Source organism: Mucilaginibacter achroorhodeus (assembly GCF_007846095.1).
Classification (GTDB): Bacteria; Bacteroidota; Bacteroidia; order Sphingobacteriales; family Sphingobacteriaceae; genus Mucilaginibacter; species Mucilaginibacter achroorhodeus.
Window position 1 is genome coordinate 117,598 of sequence record NZ_VOEI01000003.1, and the last position, 18,787, is coordinate 136,384.

Here is an 18,787-nt window from a genome sequence, read left to right on the forward strand (position 1 = left end):
TTATAAGTACTTATCTATCTACTTATGAAATCAGTTTTTGTGATCAACGATAATAGCGTTGAAGCCAGGAGTGTAGCGGAGGCGGCATTGATGTTTGCTAAAAGCATAAATGCCGGTTTATTGATAGGGAGCAAGGTTATCAGATCTGAAAGCGTTGAACTAAGCCTGGTTTCCGGAACCGAAGATGACGAGCATCACATCGATGAGCACTTGTTTCATTATCTAAATGTTTTAAACCAGTACACGGAGGGTGATGAAACGTTAATAAGGGAAGTCGATATCACGGACCTCGACAGCAATTCGGTTGCATCATTTATCAATCAAAACAACATTACTATGGTAATGGTGCCTGCAGATCACGAACTGGCATGCAATGCCATGGCCAAACAGCTCGATCTGCAAGTTGTCCTTAATAAAATATCAGTACCAATGTTGGTTTTGCCAGCAAATTGGTCTTACAAAAGCATACAAAGGCTTACTTACATCACAGATCTTCGGTGGTGCCGTACAGATGTGTTGGGTTATCTGAGTAAGCTAACACACCCTAATAAAACGGAACTGTTTATTGGCCACGTGGCTGCTTCCGGAATACCTGACATGAGTACCGACTTTGCGAAGCAGGTGTTTTTTGAGGTTGCTAAAGGGTGCGGTAATTACGAAAGATTGAATTTCCATCACATAAAATCAAATGATATTGCAACGGTGGCGGATGTATTAGTTCATGCAATGAAAAACGATGCATTGGTACTGATCAACCACTCGCAACATTATAGTTATTTTATAGGTAAAAACCTTAGCTTGAACCAACCGCAACTGATAAACGTGCCGTTATTATTGTACCCAAACTAACTAACTGATAATAAATGCTTTTGTAATAAATACACAACGTTTTTATACCATACAACTAATTTTAGATTTATAAAACCTTACACATTAACAGCTGTTATGGACATCATGGAAAATCAAACCGAATCACGCGAGAGAACGAGGTACTCAGACAAAGAGCTTGAGGAATTCAAAGATATAATTATGCAGAAGAAAGCGATAGCTCAGGAAGAGTTAGAAGCACTATCGTCATCTTTAGGTAGCAGTAACCCAAATGGAACTGATGATACATCAGCTGCTTACTCAACTCTTGAAGATGGATCTGCTACTTTGGAAAAGGAAAGTTTACATCAATTAGCCGGTCGTCAGAAAAAATTTATAGAGCAGTTAGACGCTGCATTGGTGCGTATTGCCAATAAAACTTACGGTGTTTGCCGAGTTACCGGTAAGTTGATACAAAAAGAACGTTTAAAAGCTGTGCCACATACCACATTAAGCATGGAAGCTAAATTGAAACAAAACTAAGAATCAGGTCATTCTGCTATCATGAAAGCCGGCTTATGTAAGTCGGCTTTTCTATTTTATAAATTTTTTCGAGAGGAATTAACTTTGTTATAAAAGCTGCCATTTCTCTCCTAAAGATTTTAAATTTGAGTATCAACTTAACCAAATGAACCCAAAAGTTAACTTCTATTTCGAAAAAGATAAGGCCTGGAAACAGGAAGTAAATAAGCTGCGCGAGATTGTTTTACAGAGCAGCCTTAATGAGGAATTGAAATGGGGGCACCCCTGCTATACCTTAAACGGTGCAAATGTTGTACTGATCCATGATTTTAAGGGATACTGCGCTTTGCTTTTCTTTAAAGGCGCGTTGCTGAATGATGCCGATGGCTTGCTTGTGCAGCAAACGGAAAACGTACAATCGGCGAGGCAAATGCGATTTACCAATTTTGATGATATTGTAAAATTAGAAAAGACAATTAAGTCATACATATTCGAAGCGATAGAAGTTGAGAAGGCCGGGCTTAAAATAGCGCTCAAGAAGACCAAGGAATTTACCATGCCCGATGAATTTGAAGCCAAGCTTAAAAAGTTCCCTGACTTAAGAAAGGCATTTGAATCATTAACTCCTGGTAGGCAGCGAGGTTATCTGTTGCATTTCTCGTCGGCAAAACAAGCTAAAACACGCGAAGCGAGAATAGACAAGCACATCCCCCGGATATTAGCGGGCAAAGGTATCGACGACTGAAATTGCTTGTTTCTTAACACTTTCTAATAACTCTTTAATGTGTTTTTAATTAGTGTTTTAAGAAATTGTAAAATCGGTCATTTTCGTGTCTGTATTGCTATATTTTTAGTTATTCGAGCAAACACTTAGTGTATTAAATGGTTACTTTTGCGCAAAATACAATCAGTAATGCTTTTAAAAAGGTCGCTTATTTTTCGCTCGCTTGGATTACTGCTCATTATAGTATTCCTGGCTAAGTCGTGCGATCTTTTTATCGAGCAATGTGTAGCGCATCACAGTGCATTTGCGTCTGATAAATCGATGGATGGTGATAACACGCTAAATAACGATAGCAAGGCTTCTGCCGAGGACGGCTTTGAAAAAGGTTCAAAAAAAAGTTATTCTTATTTTAACTATCAGATCACCTTTAGTTCTTTATCGCGGATCATTACCTCGTCTGTTTCCTGGGAACCTTACAGCTTTGGCATTTTTACTGAGCCATTAAAAGTTGTTCTGACACCTCCTCCTAACGTCTGTTAGCTCCGTTTAAACAGCTTTATTATTTTCAAAATTGTGAACAATTTTTTCGCACAAAATTGTCACAACCTTGTTACAATGTCGGCAAATAAACCGACGATGCCCTTACTATTTATACACTAATAGCTTTTAACTCTTTTATGAAAAAAAACAAGCATGTAGATGTAGTTACACCCTGGCAAAGGCTTGTACGCATTTTACATTACGAGCGTAATACCATTAACTACATTTTTGTATACGCTATACTTATCGGGCTAATTGGCCTCACTTTGCCTTTGGGTACAACCGCTGTTTTCAATTTGTTATCTAATGGTGCAATGTACAGCTCAACATATCTTTTAATTGCGGTTGTTCTTATTGGTATTGTTATAGGCGGTTGCCTTTTGATCGGCCAGTATACTTTGGTGGAATTTCTTGAGCAGAAGATTTTCACTAAAGCCTCAATGGAGTTTGCCTATCGCTTGCCACGGATAAAAAAATCAGAATGGGAAGGAGAGCACCCGCCTGAGTTGGTTAATCGGTTCTTTGATATTCTTACAATTCAAAAAGGTTTAACCAAACTTTTGATAGATATAGTGGCTGCTGCTGTGCAGGTATTTTTTAGTGCTATACTGCTTTCTTTTTATCATCCAGTATTTATGGCTGTAGGCCTGTTGGCAATAATTGCCATAGTGGTAATCGTATTGCTTTACTACAGGCAAGGTGTTGAAACCAGCCTTGATGAATCTCATTACAAATACGAGCTTGTTGCGCATTTAGAGGACGTAGCCGGTGATCTGGACAGTTACCGTAATAACCCGGAAATGATGGACAGGGTTGTAAAAACCACTGATGATATCAACGCTAAATATCTTACAGCCCGTAATAGTCACTTTAGCGTATTAAGAAAATACTTGATGGGATCGGTCGCATTACGCACAATCTTGATGGGCGCCCTGCTGTTGTTGGGGTCTTTCTTTGTAGTAGAGCGCCAGATGACGTTTGGGCAGTTTGTAGCCGCGGAGGTAATTATTGTGCAAATAAGCTATGCAATTGAAAAACTGTTAACAAACATGAACACTGTATTTGATATGGTTACCGGCAGCGAAAAACTTGCCGTAGTTACCGATCTTGAAATGGAAGGAGCACCACAACATGGCTAAGCTTACCGAACAAGGATTGCATAACCAGCACATGGAAAACCTTGCTGTGCAATCAAAAGATGAGTTGATAAATGTGAAAGGTTCGCGTTTACTGGGCCGTATCATGACCATTTGCCTGGTATTATTCATCATTATATTGATGTTGCCATGGAGACAGACGATACAAGGTAAGGGTACTGTAACAGCCTTACGGCCTGAGGACCGCCCGCAGACTGTACAGAACCAAATAGGTGGCCGTATTGAGCACTGGGCGGTGCGAGATGGACAAGAGGTTAAGAAAGGTGATACCATTCTGGTGATCTCAGAGACCAGCCAATCGTACTTTGACCCTGAATTGCCTAAGCGCCTGGATGAGCAGCTTAACGCTAAAATTGGAAGCGAACAAGCGGCTGTCAAGAAAATAGAAGCTACTAATGCACAAATGGCTGCACTAAGTAGCGGTCTTCGTTTCCAGCTTTCAGCTGCTGAAAATAAGGTTAAGCAATCTATCAACTATGTGAAGATCGATAGCGCCGACCTTGTGGCTATCCAGAACTTTTATGAAACATCAAAAGCGCGATTAGCACGGTACGAAGCCGGTTACAAAAATGGTTTGTTCTCTCTTACTGATATTGAAACTCGAAGACTTAAGCTTCAGGAAGATATGGCCAAAGTGATCGGTCAGCAAAATAAGCTCAACAACTCCAAGCAGAATCTGCTGAATGCCCGCATTGATCTGGATAACATTCGCGCTAAGTATCAGGAATCGTTAGCTAAGGCACAATCTGATCTGGGTTCAGCATTATCAAGCAAAGCGAGTGTACAAGGCGAAATAGCCAAATTGCGTAATGATATTTCTAACATTACTATTCGCAGAGGGCTTTACGTAGTGCGTGCACCGCAGTCTGGCTATGTAGTAAAGACACTTAAGGCAGGTATCGGCGAGAATATCAAAGAAGGTGAGTCCATTGCCACACTTCAACCTAAAAATCCTAAGATAGCTGCAGAACTTTATGTTAACGCTATGGATGTGCCTTTGATATTAGATACAAGCGATGTGCGTCTTCAATTTGAGGGTTGGCCATCGGTACAGTTTTCAGGCTGGCCATCAGTTGCGGTAGGTACATTTGCCGGTAAAATATGGGCCATTGACAGGGTTAGCAGTAGTGATGGTAAGTATCGTGTGCTGGTTAAGCCAGAGACGCCCGTACCAAAGAATGATGAGGAATGGCCGGTACAGCTACGCCAGGGATCGGGCGTGTATGGGCGGATAATCCTTCGTTCTGTGCCGTTATGGTATGAGATATGGCGTCAGTTAAATGGTTTCCCACCAAGCCTTGATAAAGAACCTGCAGCAAAAGCTACAGACGGAAAGAAAGGATAATTAGCATGACAACGAAAGTGAAACAACATATAGCTGCAGTTTTTATCGCGGCGTTGATGATGGTGGGTATAGCTCACGCACAGTCGCCTCCAAAAGCAGATACTGAGAACGTATTTGCATTGGCTGATCTGCAGGACCTGGTTTTCAAGTACCATCCTGTAGTGAAGCAGGCAGCATTACTTACCGACGCAGCAAAAGCAAATGTCCTGCAATCTTTAGGTTACTTCGATCCTAAAATTAAGGCAGACTTTGGGCGTAAACTATTTGGGAATACAGAATATTACAACAATTGGGGAAGCGAGCTTAAGATACCTTTGTACGTTGCCGGTGCTGATCTAAAAATTGGTTATGACCGAAATGTTGGTACATACACAAATCCTGAAACACGCACCGGTCTTGACGGACTTACTGCCGTTGGGCTTAGCATTCCTTTAGGGCAAGGCTTACTCATTGATGCACGCCGCAATACACTGTGGCAGGCAAAAGCCATGGTGGCTTATGCAGAAGCCGATAAGGTAAAACAGATCAACTCCGTTTGGTATGATGCCGTTAAAAACTATTGGGAATGGTATTATAAATACCAGGAATACATCTTGCTTAAAGAAGGCGTAGAACTTGCGCAAAAACGATTTATTGCCGTAAGGAACCAAACTTTAATAGGGGATAAGCCGCCAATAGATTCTGTAGAGGCCAGTATAACCGTACAAGACAGGGAGATACAGCTTGCTAAAAGCGCAATAGAACTACAGAACGCAAAACTACTGCTATCCAATAATTTATGGAACGAGCAGGGGGTGCCATTAGAGTTGCCACAAAATGCCATTCCGCAGCGGGTCGGCGATAAGGTTATTTTGCCTGGTAATGCTATACTGGACAGTTTAGTTGCTCAAGCTAAAGATCAGCACCCTGAGCTGGTTAAACTTAGGGCCAAGGGCACCCAGTTAGACATTGAGCGCCGTTACCGGCAGGAGGTGATGAAACCTAAGATCAATATTATGGGCGCACTTATCTCATCACGCCGCGATTTTAACACTTACGTACCCGATTATTACGATTTTAACTGGCGCAATTATAAAGTTGGTTTAGAGTTTGAATTTCCTTTATTTCTGCGAAAGGAGCGTGGTAAACTGCGCGAAGTAAAGATCAAACAACAACAGTTGGGTTACGATCTTCAGCAAAGTGGCAGGGAAATAAATAACAACATCCTGGGCTCCTACAACAGTTTGAACGCATACCGGTCGCAATTGGGTATACAAGTGCAGAGCATTAATAACCAGCAAATATTGCTTACCGGCGAGTTGCAAAAATTTGATCTGGGAGAAAGCACCCTTTTCCTGATCAACAGCCGGGAAAGCAAGCTCCTAGATATGAAAATCAAACGCGAGAGTATGATAGCGGGTTATCAGAAAACCCTTGCTGAACTGTATTATAAGGCCGGAACGCGGCAAAATCTATAGTTTTGTTTAAAGGGTTATCCAAACTGGATAGCCCTTTTTTGTTTTAAAACGGCATTTTTTGCCTATATTTTATATTTTCCGAAAAGTCGTGCCAGTAAAACTGTGTAATAAATGAGTAGCCAAAACTTATTAACCAAGCCACATTATTTCATTTTGGACGGCCTTCGAGGTGTCGCAGCAATCATAGTTGTAACTTTTCACCTTACAGAGCCTTTAGGTACCGGCCATTTGGACATATTGGTTAATCACGGCTATTTGGCTGTTGACTTTTTCTTTCTACTATCGGGGTTTGTGATAGGTTATACTTATGATGACCGTTGGCGAAAAATGACGGTGACTGAATTTTTTAAGCGCCGCATTATACGGTTGCAACCAATGGTTGTACTGGGTATGACCTTGGGTGCAATGGGCTTTTATTTCACAGATTCAACCATCTGGCCATTGATCCACACGGTGCCGGTTTGGAAGATGCTGCTGGTGATGTTGATAGGATATACCGTTTTACCGGTACCATTATCGCTTGATATTCGCGGCTGGCAGGAGATGCACCCGCTTAACAGCGTAGGATGGTCGCTGTTTTTTGAATACATCGCCAATATTCTCTATGCCGTTTGGATAAGAAAGTTTTCTAATACAGCATTAACAGTATTGGTAGTTTTAGCGGCAATAGCACTTGCGCAATTGGCTATCACCAACGGTGATGTGAGCGGCGGTTGGACGTTAAATGCAGAGCAAGTACGTGTGGGACTTACGCGGACGATCTATCCGTTTTTAGCGGGACTACTGATGTCCAGAATTTTAAAGCCTGCCTATATCAAAAATGCATTTTTAATGTGCAGTTTCTTGTTAGCTGTAGTGCTTTACATGCCCCGCATCGGTGGCGCTGCACACCTTTGGATGAATGGCGTTTACGAGTCTACCTGTATTATCATCATATTCCCGCTCATAGTTTATATGGGAGCAAGCGGTGTTTTGCAAAACGGCCGTGAATATCGGATATGTAAATTTCTTGGTGATATTTCTTACCCACTTTATCTGGTGCATTATCCGCTGGTTTACTTTTACGTAGCCTGGATAAGCGATAATAAAGGCGTCACGCTGTTGCAAGCCTGGCCTTACGCCACATTGGTATTGTTCGGTAGCATTGCTTTAGCTTATGCTGCGCTCAAATGGTATGATGAGCCGGTAAGGAGATGGTTGGGAAAACAGTCACTTAAACTCTAAGCAGTAGTTACTTTGCGCCCGTAAAACAATAAAGCCTGATATTTGCATATCAGGCTTTATTTGTTCGATTCTGTTTTGTACTCAGAGCGGGAATCGAACCCGCACTCCGTTTACGGGAACAGGATTTTAAGTCCTGCGTGTCTACCAGTTCCACCATCTGAGCAGGTGATTAACCTTTTAAAAATAAATCCCTCCGTATAAGAGGGATTTGAGCGAAAGACGAGATTCGAACTCGCGACCCCGACCTTGGCAAGGTCGTGCTCTACCAACTGAGCTACTTTCGCGTTGGTGTCTCGCGCTACAAAAACAAAATTCGTTTCTGTTTTGCGTGGTGCAAATATAGCGAGAAATGAAGTTTCTGCAAGTAAAAAGTTAACTTTTTTTAAAGTATTTCATAAGTCGTTGGCTTTCAAAACATCGCTGATAAGATCGGCCTCGTAACCACGGCCCATAGCGTATTGCTGCAGTTTGTAGCGCCTTTTAAAGGTGTCCTTCTCAAAAATGGTTGGCGCTTTCTTTTCAATAAGCCTGGTAAGTGCAGCTATATAATCATCGGCATCAATCACCAGCATAGCCTTCTTTATCAAGTTAGGCGATACCCGTTTCAATTTAAGCCCCTGCTTTATCCTAATACGGCCCCATTGTTTTTGATTGAATTTTCCCTTAACATAAGCCTTGGCAAAGCGCTCTTCATTAAGGAAGTTTTCTTCAATCAGGTAGGTTATGATCTGTTCGACAGCATCAGGCCAAAGCCCCCAGTCATATAATTTATCCCGAACCTCCTGTTGGGAACGCTCCTGGTAAGCGCAATAATGCTCCGCTTTAGCTTTCGCTACATTTACGTCGGTAATGTGTGTTTTTTTTGGAGCATCCATCAATGCCAAAATTCGTTAAAATTCTTCGCTTTACAGAAATATAAGCAATTTAGTAGCATGCAAGCTACTTATCCTATTAGCGAGATAAAGCAGATCATTGACGCTACCGGTGAAATTGTTGAAGATTCACAAATAAGCCTTTTAGTAACAGATAGCCGCCGCATCAATCATCCGGGAGCAACACTCTTTTTTGCTTTGAGCGGCAGGCGAGATGGCCATGAGTTTATATCCGAAGCTTATAACTACGGTGTTCGTAATTTTGTAGTCACCCGAAAGCCAGAGATAATTACTACCGACATTAATTTTCTTTTAGTTAACGATGTTTTAACGGCTTTGCAGAAACTTGCTGCTCATCATCGCAGGCAATTTAGTTTTGATGTAATAGGTATAACCGGTAGTAATGGCAAAACCATCGTTAAAGAATGGCTTTATCAACTGATGTGCCCGGAGCATAACATTGTACGTAACCCTAAAAGCTATAACTCACAGATCGGTGTACCGTTGTCAGTTTGGCAGATGGGAGAAGGCAATGATCTCGGTATTTTCGAAGCCGGGATATCGTCTATAGGAGAGATGCCGCGCTTACAAGCTATAATACAACCTACTATAGGTATTTTAACACACATGGGCACTGCGCATGATGAGGGCTTTGAATCCCCAAGGCAGAAACTTGAAGAGAAACTGCGTTTGTTTGACGATTGCCGACAAATTATCTATCAATACGATCTGCTGATAGACTTCCCGGAACATATGCGGGGGCGCGAATGCTTTACCTGGAGCCGTAAATTTAATATCGCAAATTTGTATGTTTTCAGCGAGACGACAATATCCGGTCGCTATTATATGCGTGCTATTTACAAAGGCGAAGAAATAGAATGCCTTGTTCCGTACCGGGATGAAGCATCTGTTGAAAATGCCATTACCTGTTGGGCAACTATGCTGGCTTTAGGCTATTCGCCTGATGTTTGCGATGATCGCATAGAGCGCCTTACACCTGTAAGTATGCGCCTGGAGCTTAAACACGGTATAAACGACTGCTCGATCATTGATGATTCATACAACTCCGATATCCAATCATTGGAGATAGCTCTCAACTTTTTAAAGCAACAAAATCAGCATAACAAAAAAACGCTAATACTGTCTGATATCTATCAATCCGGTTTGCAGGAAGAGGAGCTTTACAGGCGTGTGTCGCAGTTGGTGAGTAACGCACAGGTAGATAGGTTCATCGGTGTTGGTAAGGCTTTAGGGCAATACAGATCATTCTTCGGTGAATCTCAACTGCATTTTTATGCAGACACAGCGGCTTTGTTAAACGATCTTTCGCGTTTGCATTTGCAGGAAGAAACCATCCTTATAAAAGGGGCCCGTAGTTTTGAATTTGAGAAGATAAGCCGTGCTTTGGTACAAAAAGCACATGAAACTGTTTTGGAGATAAACCTGAATACACTTTTAAACAACCTCAACTTTTACAAAGCTAAACTTGATCCCGGCGTTAAGATAATGGTGATGGTAAAAGCATTCTCATACGGTAGCGGTACTTTTGAGGTGGCTAATATATTGCAGTATAACAAGGTTGATTACCTTGCAGTGGCTTATACTGACGAGGGTATTGCCCTGCGCGAAACGGGAATAACATTGCCGATAATGGTTTTAAATCCTGAACCATTGGCATATGATAAGCTCGTAGCCAATAAATTACAGCCTGCTATTTATAGTTTTAGTTTATTGGATGAGTTTGTGAAATTTGCGCAGGAAGAAGAAATTCTTAACTATCCTGTACACATCAAAATAGACACGGGAATGCACCGCGTTGGTTTTGAGGAGTATGAAATAGAGACACTTTGCGACGTGCTGGAAGTGAACCCTTATATTCATGTCGAATCTGTGTATTCTCACATGGTGGCAAGTGATGCCGAGCAGCATGACCTTTTTACCTTGCATCAGATAAATACTTTCGAGAAGATCTATAAAGCAATTGAAGAGGCTTTAGGCTACACGGTTATCAAACACATTAGCAATACATCCGGCATAACGCGCTGGCCAAATGCGCAATATGATATGGTAAGGTTAGGTATCGGTTTATATGGTGTTGATGCAGCAGTGCCTCGCGAGAGTACTGCTTTGCAACCGATTGCTACGCTAAAAACAACGGTATCGCAAGTAAAGAAGGTGTTGGCCAATGAAACTATAAGTTACATGCGCAGTGGAAGCCTTAATGCCGATGGCAAGATCGCTACTGTGCGCATTGGCTATGCCGATGGCTATTTGCGGGCTTTTGGTAACGGTGTGGGTAAAATGCTGATAAACGGAACCTTAGTACCCACTGTTGGGAATATCACTATGGATATGTGTATGCTTGATGTCAGCAATGTTGAGGTAAAAGAAGGAGATGAGGTAATTGTATTTAACGAGCACCAACGTATTGAAGAATTAGCTGCGCAGATAGGAACTATCCCTTACGAAATACTTACAAATATTTCGCAGCGAGTAAAAAGAGTGTACTTTTACGAGTAATTTACTTGTGCTAATGACCCGTATTTTCCGCGCTTTACTTAATTATTTTATAAAAGGCCTATTGGTAGTTGTGCCATTGGGGGCTGCTTTTTTTCTCATCTTCTGGATAATTTCGCGCATAGATACTTCCCTTAATTTGAGCAGTGAGTTATGGGTTGACAGCAAAGGACGCCCGCTCTACATTCCGGGGCTGGGAATTTTAACCGTAATTGTAGTTGTAGTTGTTGCGGGTATATTGGTTACCAATGTTATAACAGAGCCTATTAAACGCTGGGCCGGTAGATGGCTTAACAGATTGCCACTTTTTAAATTCCTTTATTCATCCATTAAAGATCTTACTGAGGCTTTCGTGGGTGAGGAGAAGAAATTTAACGAGCCTGTTATTGTTGAGGTGAATGAATTTGGTTTAAAAAAGATAGGATTTCTTGTACAAAAAGATCTCGCCAAAATTAATTTGCCGGGAGAGGTGGCAGTATATTTTCCTTATTCTTATTCGTTTGCCGGGCAGGTAGTGATCATCTCTTCGGACAAAGTAAAGCCTCTGGATAAAAACGCTGCCGATGTAATGAAATTCGTTATATCCGGCGGTGTAAGTGGTCTGGACTAAATGTTTGCACTGGTTTTAGGAACGGTGTGCGAGTCTTGTTTTCCTTTGAAACTTCTGTAAGCCAGTAAAATTGCAATAAACATCATTATTGCTGCTAAAAGATATGGTGCTCCCGGAAAGTAAATGGCAGCCCCTTTAGCAGTAAAGTGATGAAATATGGATGTCATCATCAGCGGGCCGATAATAGTTGTTACACTTACCAAACTTGTTAAGGCTCCCTGTAATTCACCCTGCTCATTGGCCGGTACGTGGTCTGATATAAAGCCCTGCAGGGCTGTACCACCAAGGCCGCCAAGGCAATAGGGAATCATACAGAGATACATCATCCAGCCAACGTTGATTACAGATATCATCACCAGTCCGATTCCATAAAAAGCAATGCCTGCCATGATGTTCTTTTGTAAACCAAATTTGGGTATCGTCCATCTTACCAAACCGCCTTGTATTCCGGCTATCAAAGCGCCAATAAAAATGCCCAAGGCACCTATACTGTACGTTGTCCATTGAAATTTCTCTATTACGTAGAATGGCAGCACATGCTCAACGGCTTTTTGGGCAATATAAACAATTGTGTAAGCTGTGATTAACGTGCTAACCGCCCGCGAGTATTTGCGCAGCCTCAACAGAGATCCTATCGGATTGGCGCGTTTCCAATTAAATTCTCTCCTGTTTTTATCTGCAAGAGACTCCGGCAACACAAAGTAACCATAGGCTGCGTTAATGAGCGCCAGAGAAGCCGCAACTATAAAGGGTAACCGTATCCATACTCCACTTAAAAAGCCACCCAAACCAATACCTAAAATGAAGCCCAAACCTGTTGCTGCGCCAACTAAGCCAAAATTTGCGGCGCGCTTATCGCCACTACTAATATCGGCAATGTAGGCGGTTGCTGTAGTGGTGCTTGCACCCGCAATACCTGCTATAAAACGGCCCACAAAAAGCCACGCTATGGTTGGTGCAAAGGCCATTAACGCATAATCGAGCCCAAAACCTACCAGCGAAACAAGTAATACCGGCCTTCTGCCTATTTTATCGCTTAAGTTACCCAGCACAGGCGCAAAAATAAACTGCATGGTGGCATAAGTGAAGGTTAACCAGCCGCTGTACTGGCTGGCAGTACTTACATCAACATGGCCAAGCTGTTCTAACAAATTAGGTAAAACAGGGATAATGATACCCAAGCCGAGCACATCTATAAAGATGGTCACAAAAATAAATCCTAATGCAGCTTTGCCGTGTTCAGCAGTTTTGGTCATGTATCTTAGTCTATACTGCCGGTATAATAGCTTTTATCCGTGCTTTGTTTCGTTTTCTTAAAACTACGCACTGCAAGGATGGCACTCAGGAACATTAAAACCGATGCAATATAATAAGGTGCCCCTGGTAATTGTGTAGGTGCATTCTTGTTAGTGAAATAGTAAAATGTGTAGGTCATGAAGCCCGGCCCGAAGATAGAGCTTAAGCTCATCAAGCTGGTTAATCCGCCTTGTAATTCACCTTGTTCGTTTTTGGGCACTTCGTTGCTCATTACGCCTTGCAGCGCGGGGCCGCAAATACCACCTAAGGAATATGGTATCATAAAGGCAAACATCATCCAGCTTTTAGTTGCCATGCCAAATAGCGCCATTCCGATACCATAAAGTACCAAACCTATCCAAACGCTCCGTTCCTGACCGAGCTTTGGGATGGCCACCCTTATCAATCCACCTTGCACGGCTGCTATCAGCAAACCTATAAAGCCAAGGGAGTATCCAACAGTATCCTCATCCCATTTGAATTTCTCCATCGTGTAGAATGTCCAAACACTTTGTACTGCGTGGGCGGCAAAGTAAACGATGAACAAACAAGCTGCAAGGCCAAATATGGCCGGATATTTTTTCAATTGTATTAACGATCCTAACGGATTGGCGCGAGACAGATCAAGCTCGCGGCGATGTTCCTTATCCAATGATTCAGGCAGAATGAAGAAACCGTAAGCGGCATTTAAGAGCGCCAACGCAGCAGCAGCATAAAAGGGATAATGTGTATCCATTTTACCCAATATGCCGCCAATTACAGGCCCTATAATAAAGCCAAGGCCAAATGCAACACCTATCATACCAAAGTTTTGCGCACGTTTTTCGGGTTCGCTCACATCTGCAATGTAAGCTGATGCCGTAGTAAAGCTTGCGCCGGTAATACCCGCTATAATCCTGCCTACAAATAACAGCCAGATGGTTTTGGCAAAAGCCAGAAAAAGATAGTCGATACCAAAACCCAATAAAGAAAAAAGCAGAACCGGTCTGCGGCCATATTTATCACTAAGGTTACCAACCAACGGCGAAAACAGAAATTGCATTACGGAATACGCCATTAGTAAATATCCGGAATAACGGGTTGCATCGCTTAGCCCGCTATGGATAAGTCCCTCTATAAGCTTAGGAAAAACCGGGATGATGATGGCAAAACCTATAACATCTATCAGCAGGGTTACAAAAATGAAACTAAGCGCTGCTTGTTTCTTTTTAGGTTGTAAAATTGGCTGCATTGAAAAGTAAAGAAACGATAAATTTTCTTGTTGGCAATATTAATTATTGGATAATATTTGGATGATATTATGGTAAATATTTAAATTGACTAAAAATATAGTTACCATGAAAACTCTAAACCTGTTATTAGCGGTGCCTGGTATGTTGTTTATTCACAACTCCTTTGCACAATCATCAAAACATCTTACATTATCAGATGAAACGCCGTCTGTTGGCGAAACAATTAACCTTAGTTACAACCCTGCCGGTACATCTCTTGATGGCAAATCTGATATTAAAGCTGCGGTTTACTTTTTGGATAATAAAAAGTTCCCGGTGGCAGATGTAGATCTGAAAAAGAAAGGAAACGACCTTACAGGCAATTTTACAGTACCATCAGATGCAAAAGCGCTATTTGTGAAGTTAAGCAGCGGCACCGATGTAGATGACAACGGAGAGAACGGTTATGTTTACATGGTTTATGACAAAGCCAATAAACCTGTACAAGGTGCCAATGCTATGAAAGCCTATTTGTTAGGAAGCGGGATGGGTGGCTACTTTGCTAAAATAAAAAACAATCAGGCGGCAGCTAAAGAACTCTATAAACAAGAGTTTACGCTTTATCCGCAAAGCCAAAAAGACTTTGGAGCTGCCTATTGGGGAATGGTGGGTACGTCAAAAGATAACGCCGATAAAGCAGCGTATACAGCTAAAATGCTCGAATTATCTAAAAGCAATTTAGAAACAGATATGACGCTTGCTTACAACCTGCTTCAACGCACCCGCAAAACCAAAGAAGCTGATTCTTTAGGTAATATCGTCGTTGCTAAATTCCCTAACGGAGATGTTGCTAAAACAAAAGCAGGTATGGCAGTATACAACGAGCGCGACCCGGCCAAGAAAGAGGAACTATACAAAGCCTACATTGCCAAGTATCCCGAAAGTAATGATGAAAATACTGTACAGGATAACTTCAGGCTGCAGATAGCATCTGCTTACCTTGCAGCCGGTAATGTTGCAAAATATGATGAATGGGCCAAGCGGGTGAAAAATAAATCGCAGTTAGCGGGCGCACTTAATAATACCGCCTGGAACTGGGTTGAAAAGGGCGAGCGACTTGAAGAGGCAGCTTCGTTATCTAAACAATCTTTAGATATCCTTGATGATCTTTATAAAAATGATAAAGCGCCATCCATGTACACGTCTCCTGCACAAGCCAGGGAGAACAACCGCGAAACTTACAATATGTATGCTGATACATATGCCTTTATACTGTACAAACAAGGTAAGTTCAAAGAGGCCTTAAAATACCAACAAGCTGTTTATGACGTCCGCAAAACGGAAGATGCCGAAATTAACGAGCACTATGCTTTGATATTAAATGCCAATAGCCAGTATGCCAAAGCTAAGGAAGTGATTGAAAAATCAATGATTGCCGGTAAAACCAATGCGGCTTTAAAAGAGCAATTAGCTGTTGCCTATAAAAAAGTTAAAGGCAGCGACTCCGGTTATCAGGAATACCTCGCCGGTTTAGAAAAGCAAAAAATGATGAAGGCGAAAGCCAAGTTTATTAAAGATATGATCAATACACCTGCACCTGCTTTTGCTTTAAAAGATTTTGATGGCAAGGAAGTGTCTTTGGCCAGCCTTAAAGGAAAAGTTGTAGTTGTTGATTTTTGGGCAACTTGGTGCGGCCCTTGTAAAGCATCTTTCCCGGGAATGCAAATGGCGGTAAACAAATATAAAGACAATGAAAACGTGAAATTCCTGTTTATTAATACCTGGGAAACTGGAGATAATTATCAACCAAACGTTCAAAAGTTTATTGCGGATAACAAATATACTTTTCATGTATTGATGGACGAAAAAGGAGAGGATGGTCGTCAATCAAAAGTAGTATCGAAGTTTAAGGTTGAGGGTATCCCTACAAAATTCATCATTGACAAAAACGGGAATATCCGTTTCAAATATGTGGGTTATTCAGGCTCGTCAGATGCTGTACTTGATGAGGTAACCAACATGGTTGATCTGGCTGCAGACCCCGAAGCAGTGTCAAATGCGTCTAAGGTAACGATGCTTAAATAGTTGAGATTAAAAACAAAAAGAAAGGCGGCTCGGATTGAGTCGCCTTTCTTTTTGTTTAAAAGTTTGGTTTTAGCACATACTTATCGTAGAAGCGGAATACATGCTCTACTGCTTCCTCCGCGGTGTCTACAACGCGGTACAAATTAAGGTCGTCTGGGCTGATGTTGTGTTCATCATTCAGCATTCGCTCTTCAACCCATTTAAACAGGCCGCCCCAATATTCTTTACCAACAAATATAATGGGGAAACGGGCAATTTTACCGGTTTGTATTAACGTCATCGCCTCAAAGGATTCATCCATGGTTCCAAAGCCACCAGGCAGGATTATAAAGCCCTGGGAGTATTTCATAAACATTACCTTACGTATAAAGAAGTAGTCAAACTCCAGTATCTTATCCCGATCGATATATTTGTTATGGAACTGTTCAAAAGGCAGCTCGATGTTTAACCCAACAGATTTACCGCCGGCCTCATACGCGCCTTTGTTACCTGCTTCCATAATACCTGGGCCACCGCCGGTTATTACGCCATAACCACGTTCGGTAAGCAGGCGGGCAGTGTCCTCTGCCAGTTTATAATACTTATTATCATTATGCGTACGTGCCGATCCAAATATGGATACGCAAGGACCTATTTTAGCCAGCTTTTCGAAGCCGTCTACAAACTCGGCCATTATTTTAAAGATCTGCCAGGAGTCGGTTACTTTAATTTCCTGCCAGTTTTTGTTCTCAAACGCTTGTCTTATTTTTTCTTCACCAGTCATGTTACAAATTTAGTATAGGCAGCTTGCAATTAACAAGGCCCGTAAATAGATAGATATTACAATAAATTTTTGTTTAAGTTTTAAAAGGAGGGGGTTAAGCAAATTCTGCTCTCAACGCTTTATCATCTTTTCTTTTCGATGTGATCCACAACCCGGCAAATGTAATTAACCCGTTTACAATTATCAGTTCGTTGTCAAACACGTAACCGCCAAGCAATTCTTTCGAATCCTTGCTCAGGAAGTAGCAAACCGCCGGAGATATCAAGCAAATAAACGGAACCAATTTATCATTCACCTGTCGTTTACTTACAAACAAACCGAAGCTATATAAGCCAAGTAGTGGGCCATAAGTGTATGATGCCACTTTGAATATAGCGGTTACCACTGCATCATTATTTAATGCATTAAAGGCGATAATAGTAAAAAACATCAAGCCGGAAAAGGCGATATGCACCCAATGCCTTACGTTCACCATTTTTTTGCTGTTAGTATCTTTGCGTTTATTAAAGCCTAAAAAATCTACACAAAATGATGTCGTAAGCGCAGTAAGCGCCGAATCTGTAGTAGCAAATGTCGCAGCTGTTAAGCCGAGCATAAATACCATAGCCGGCACCAACCCCAGGTAATTTAGGGCAATGGTAGGGTATAAGTAATCAGTTTTGGCAACTGTTATACCGTTCTTAGCGGCATACATATAGAGCAAAGCGCCAACGCTGAGGAAGAAAATATTGATCACAACAAATACCCCAGTAAAGCTGAACATATTTTTTTGTGCTTCTTTGATATTGCTTAAACTCAGATTTTTCTGCATCAGGTCCTGATCAAGGCCAGTCATACCTACGGTAATGAACAATCCACCCAGGAACTGCTTGCTTAGGTGAAAATGACTGCTCATAAAATCATCCAGGAAGAATATCTTTGAATAACTACTGTTTTTGATAGCTTCAGCTGCCTGGAAAATGCTCATATCCAAGCTACGGCAAATAAAGTAAATAGATAAAAATACCGATGAAACCAGGAAAAGGGTTTGCAGACTATCGGTGATGATGATGGTTTTTAACCCACCTTTGAAGGTATATGACCATATTAGTGCTAAACATATAAGCACCGTTACGCCAAACGGCACGCCGTAACTATCGAATATAAATTTCTGCAAAACGATCACAACCAGGTACAGCCTGAAAGAGGAGCCAATGGTTCGGCTCAGCAAAAATATAGCGGCAGCCGTTTTGTAGCTCCAGGTACCTAAAGCATGTTCAATGTAGCTATAGATCGAGGTAAGCTTCATACGGTAATATAGCGGTAGTAACACCGTAGCGATGATAATAAAGCCCGCAGCATTACCTAACACAAACTGGAAATAGGAAAACTGATCGCCGCTTGGTGCGCCAACCTTACCGGGCACAGATATAAAAGTTACACCGCTTAAGGCAGTACCTATCATACCGAAAGCCACCAGGTACCATTTAGAGTTGCGGTTGGCTACAAAGAAGGTATCGTTATCTGAAGATTTACGTGATGTGAAATATGATATAACCATCAGCACTAAAAAGTAGCCGATAATGAATGACAGTAATATTCCGGGTGACATAATTTAGTTTTACGTTACGCCCTAAAGTAGGGGTTTACAATTGGCAATGCAAAATAATATGTGTAC

Annotated in this window: 16 protein-coding genes and 2 tRNA genes; 11 read left to right on the top strand and 7 right to left on the bottom strand. The window is 41.7% G+C overall.

The features are described 5' to 3' along the window. The first annotated feature begins 24 nt into the window (after positions 1–24). From FPZ42_RS10250 to FPZ42_RS10285, 8 genes are all read left to right on the top strand, one after another. Positions 25–849 (top strand): hypothetical protein, encoded by an 825-nt coding sequence (locus tag FPZ42_RS10250; protein ID WP_146271017.1) that lies wholly within the window; start codon positions 25–27, stop codon positions 847–849. A 96-nt stretch (positions 850–945) separates the two neighbouring features. After that, complete coding sequence (locus tag FPZ42_RS10255; RefSeq protein ID WP_146271019.1) at positions 946–1,350, top strand: TraR/DksA family transcriptional regulator; 405 nt, start codon at positions 946–948, stop codon at positions 1,348–1,350. Between the two features lie 145 nt (positions 1,351–1,495). Next, positions 1,496–2,074 carry a YdeI/OmpD-associated family protein gene (locus FPZ42_RS10260; protein ID WP_146271021.1) on the top strand — a complete coding sequence of 193 codons (579 nt, stop codon included), beginning with the start codon at positions 1,496–1,498 and terminating at the stop codon, positions 2,072–2,074. Positions 2,075–2,242: 168 nt separating this feature from the next. Next, positions 2,243–2,593 carry a hypothetical protein gene (locus FPZ42_RS10265; protein ID WP_146271023.1) on the top strand — a complete coding sequence of 117 codons (351 nt, stop codon included), beginning with the start codon at positions 2,243–2,245 and terminating at the stop codon, positions 2,591–2,593. A 137-nt stretch (positions 2,594–2,730) separates the two neighbouring features. Beyond that, positions 2,731–3,732, top strand: coding sequence for an ABC transporter transmembrane domain-containing protein (locus tag FPZ42_RS10270; RefSeq protein WP_146271025.1), 1,002 nt, complete (start codon positions 2,731–2,733; stop codon positions 3,730–3,732). Continuing rightward, positions 3,725–5,095, top strand: a complete 1,371-nt coding sequence (locus FPZ42_RS10275) for an HlyD family secretion protein (RefSeq protein WP_146271027.1) — start codon at positions 3,725–3,727, stop codon at positions 5,093–5,095. Before FPZ42_RS10270 ends, FPZ42_RS10275 begins: the two co-directional genes overlap by 8 nt. Before the next feature lie 5 nt (positions 5,096–5,100). After that, the gene (locus tag FPZ42_RS10280; RefSeq protein WP_146271029.1) at positions 5,101–6,552 is read left to right on the top strand and encodes a TolC family protein; all 1,452 of its coding nucleotides are present in this window, start codon (positions 5,101–5,103) and stop codon (positions 6,550–6,552) included. Between the two features lie 111 nt (positions 6,553–6,663). Next, entirely contained in the window at positions 6,664–7,776 is a 1,113-nt protein-coding gene (locus FPZ42_RS10285; RefSeq protein ID WP_146271031.1) for an acyltransferase family protein, read from the top strand. A gap of 78 nt (positions 7,777–7,854) precedes the next feature. Here the strand turns inward: FPZ42_RS10285 and FPZ42_RS10290 are convergent. The 3 genes from FPZ42_RS10290 to FPZ42_RS10300 all read right to left on the bottom strand — a co-directional run bounded on the left by FPZ42_RS10290 (position 7,855) and on the right by FPZ42_RS10300 (position 8,651). Then, positions 7,855–7,939, bottom strand: a tRNA-Leu gene (locus tag FPZ42_RS10290). Positions 7,940–7,987: 48 nt separating this feature from the next. Further along, positions 7,988–8,060, bottom strand: a tRNA-Gly gene (locus FPZ42_RS10295). A 108-nt stretch (positions 8,061–8,168) separates the two neighbouring features. Beyond that, entirely contained in the window at positions 8,169–8,651 is a 483-nt protein-coding gene (locus tag FPZ42_RS10300) for a regulatory protein RecX (protein WP_146271033.1), read from the bottom strand. Positions 8,652–8,708: 57 nt separating this feature from the next. Here FPZ42_RS10300 and FPZ42_RS10305 point away from each other — a divergent pair, with 57 nt between their 5' ends. Both FPZ42_RS10305 and FPZ42_RS10310 read left to right on the top strand, forming a co-directional pair. Continuing rightward, positions 8,709–11,168: a bifunctional UDP-N-acetylmuramoyl-tripeptide:D-alanyl-D-alanine ligase/alanine racemase gene (locus tag FPZ42_RS10305; protein WP_146271035.1), complete on the top strand. Its 2,460-nt coding sequence runs from the start codon at positions 8,709–8,711 to the stop codon at positions 11,166–11,168. 13 nt (positions 11,169–11,181) lie between these two features. Beyond that, on the top strand, positions 11,182–11,775 hold the full coding sequence (locus FPZ42_RS10310; RefSeq protein ID WP_146271037.1) for a DUF502 domain-containing protein: 594 nt from the start codon (positions 11,182–11,184) through the stop codon (positions 11,773–11,775). Here FPZ42_RS10310 and FPZ42_RS10315 read toward each other — a convergent pair. Both FPZ42_RS10315 and FPZ42_RS10320 read right to left on the bottom strand, forming a co-directional pair. Then, positions 11,772–13,031 (bottom strand): TCR/Tet family MFS transporter, encoded by a 1,260-nt coding sequence (locus FPZ42_RS10315; RefSeq protein WP_146271039.1) that lies wholly within the window; start codon positions 13,029–13,031, stop codon positions 11,772–11,774. The genes FPZ42_RS10310 and FPZ42_RS10315 overlap by 4 nt on opposite strands. A 5-nt stretch (positions 13,032–13,036) precedes the next feature. Next, on the bottom strand, positions 13,037–14,302 hold the full coding sequence (locus FPZ42_RS10320; protein ID WP_146271041.1) for a TCR/Tet family MFS transporter: 1,266 nt from the start codon (positions 14,300–14,302) through the stop codon (positions 13,037–13,039). Positions 14,303–14,408: 106 nt separating this feature from the next. On the opposite strand from FPZ42_RS10320, the gene FPZ42_RS10325 reads away from it, so the two are divergent. Then, complete coding sequence (locus FPZ42_RS10325; protein WP_146271043.1) at positions 14,409–16,367, top strand: redoxin domain-containing protein; 1,959 nt, start codon at positions 14,409–14,411, stop codon at positions 16,365–16,367. 55 nt (positions 16,368–16,422) lie between these two features. Here the strand turns inward: FPZ42_RS10325 and FPZ42_RS10330 are convergent, their stop codons facing one another. Next, positions 16,423–17,130, bottom strand: a complete 708-nt coding sequence (locus FPZ42_RS10330; protein WP_146271045.1) for an LOG family protein — start codon at positions 17,128–17,130, stop codon at positions 16,423–16,425. Between the two features lie 94 nt (positions 17,131–17,224). Beyond that, on the bottom strand, positions 17,225–18,721 hold the full coding sequence (locus FPZ42_RS10335; RefSeq protein WP_146271047.1) for a sodium:solute symporter: 1,497 nt from the start codon (positions 18,719–18,721) through the stop codon (positions 17,225–17,227). Between the last annotated feature and the right edge of the window lie 66 nt (positions 18,722–18,787).